The sequence below is a fragment of the Roseateles sp. P5_E11 genome (assembly GCF_054049355.1).
The window spans coordinates 1-2,264 of sequence record NZ_JBFUMO010000760.1; the positions used below are offsets into that span (position 1 = coordinate 1).

At 65.8% G+C, this 2,264-nt stretch carries 2 protein-coding genes; both read left to right on the top strand.

Translation table 11 applies throughout. The annotated features are described in order from the left end of the window. The first annotated feature begins 149 nt into the window (after window positions 1-149). Entirely contained in the window at window positions 150-1,790 is a 1,641-nt protein-coding gene (phaC, locus tag ACXJKR_RS30215; RefSeq protein ID WP_457325989.1) for a class I poly(R)-hydroxyalkanoic acid synthase, read from the top strand. 201 nt (window positions 1,791-1,991) lie between these two features. Next, window positions 1,992-2,264 (top strand): thiolase family protein (locus ACXJKR_RS30220; protein ID WP_457325988.1); only part of this gene is annotated, 273 nt, incomplete at its 3' end.

A 2,264-nucleotide genomic window follows, 5' to 3' on the forward strand; every position in this document is an offset into this window, starting at 1 on the left:
GGGGTGTCATTGGCGCGTCAGTGCGCAAGAGTACAAACAGGGTCTGCGAGATGTGGCAAGCTTATTGCAACGGATCGAGACAACACCGCTGACGCGGGAGCTCCGAGGAAGACATGGCCACACGCAAGAAGAACGACGCCCCGCCCGCTATGGAGGGGCCGGCTGTATTCGCGGACCTGATGCRGCAGATGGCGCATCTGCCGCAGATCTCACCCACCGCACTGGCCGAATTGCAGGCCGATTATCTGAAGCAGGCCACGGCGTTGTGGAACACGTCGCTGGGGCAGGGCGAGGCTCCGGCCATCGGCGACCGCCGCTTCGCCGCGCCCGAATGGCGGAGCAACCCGGCCGCCAGCTTCATGACCCAGCTCTACCTGCTCAACAGCCAGACGCTGGGCCGGATGGCCTCGGCCATCGAGGCGGACGACAAGACCAAGGCGCGCATCCGTTTCGCCGTGCAGCAGTTCGTCGATGCCGTGTCGCCCAGCAATTACCTGGCGTTGAACCCCGAGGCGCAGAAGCTGGCGCTGGACAGCCAGGGCGAGACGCTGACCCGTGGCCTGCAGCAACTGTGGGGCGACGTGCAGCGCGGCCATGTGTCGCAGACGGACGAGAGCGCCTTCGAGGTCGGCAAGAACGTGGCCACCACGGCCGGCAGCATCGTTTTCGAGAACGAGCTGTTCCAGCTCATCGAATACGCGCCGCTGACGAAGGAAGTGCACACGCGACCCTTCCTGCTGGTGCCGCCCTGCATCAACAAGTTCTACATCCTGGACCTGCAGCCGGACAACTCGCTGATCCGCTACGCCGTCTCCGAAGGCCATCGCGTCTTCGTCGTCAGTTGGCGCAACCCGGATGAATCCATCAAGCAGCTGGGCTGGGACGACTACATCGAGACCGGCGCCATCGAAGCCATCCGCGTCGCGCAGGAGATCTCGGGCCAGGACAAGATCAACACCTTGGGCTTCTGCGTCGGCGGCACCATCCTCGCTACGGCCCTGGGCGTACTGGCCGCGCGCGGCGAACAGCCGGCCGCCAGCGTGACGCTGCTGACCACACTGCTGGACTTTGCCGACAACGGCATCCTCGACATCTTTGTCGACGAAGCCATGGTGAGGCTGCGCGAGGCGACGCTGGGCCCCGAGTCGCCCAAGGGCGCGCAACTGTTGCACGGCCAGGAGCTGGCCACGACCTTCAGCTTCCTGCGCCCCAACGACCTGGTCTGGAACTACGTCGTCGGCAACTACCTGAAGGGCGAGCAGYCGCCGCCCTTCGACCTGCTGTACTGGAACGGCGACTCGACCAATCTGCCCGGGCCGATGTACTGCTGGTATCTGCGCCACACCTACTTGCAAAACGAGTTGAARCAGCCGGGCAAGCTGACGGTCTGCGKCGAGAAGCTGGACATCGGCGCCATCGAGGCCCCGGTCTACATCTACGGCTCGCGCGAGGACCATATCGTGCCTTGGACCAGCGCCTACCGCAGCACCCAGATCCTCAAGGGCAAGAAGCGCTTCGTGCTGGGTGCGTCGGGTCATATCGCCGGCGTCATCAACCCGCCCACCAAGGGCAAGCGCAGCCACTGGATTGCCAAGGGAGCAGCCCTGCCGGTCGACCCCGAGGCCTGGTTGGCCAGTGCCACCGAACACCCCGGCAGCTGGTGGCCGGACTGGTCCGCCTGGCTGGCCTCGCATGCCGGCGCCAAGAAGCCCGCGCCCAAAGAGCCGGGCAACCGCAAATACAAGTCCATCGAGCCGGCCCCGGGCCGGTACGTCAAGGTCAAAGCCTGAAATGAAGCCCCTCGCCCGGTCCTGCCTCGCTGAACGCGGGCACGCCCAATCGGTCCCCCGCGGGGACGGCGATGCTTGCCGGATTGACCGGCAAGCACATCGCCCGACGGGCCGGCTTGGGAGCGGCCCGGCGTACGGCCCGAAGAAATCCTCGTCCGCGTTTTGTCCGCGGTGTTATTGATCACTAAAGGAAGACAAGCCATGAGCAAAGAAGACATCGTCATCGTCGCCGCCGCACGCACGGCCATCGGCAAGTTCGGCGGCACGCTCGCCAAGACGCCCGCCACCGAGCTGGGCGCTGCCGTCATCCAGGACCTGCTGCGCCGCACCGGCCTGGCCGGCGACCAGATCAACGAGGTCATCCTCGGCCAGGTGCTGACCGCCGGCGTCGGCCAGAACCCGGCACGGCAGTCCGTCGTCAAGTCCGGCCTGCCCAACGTCGTGCCGGCCATGACGATCAACAAGGTCTGCGGC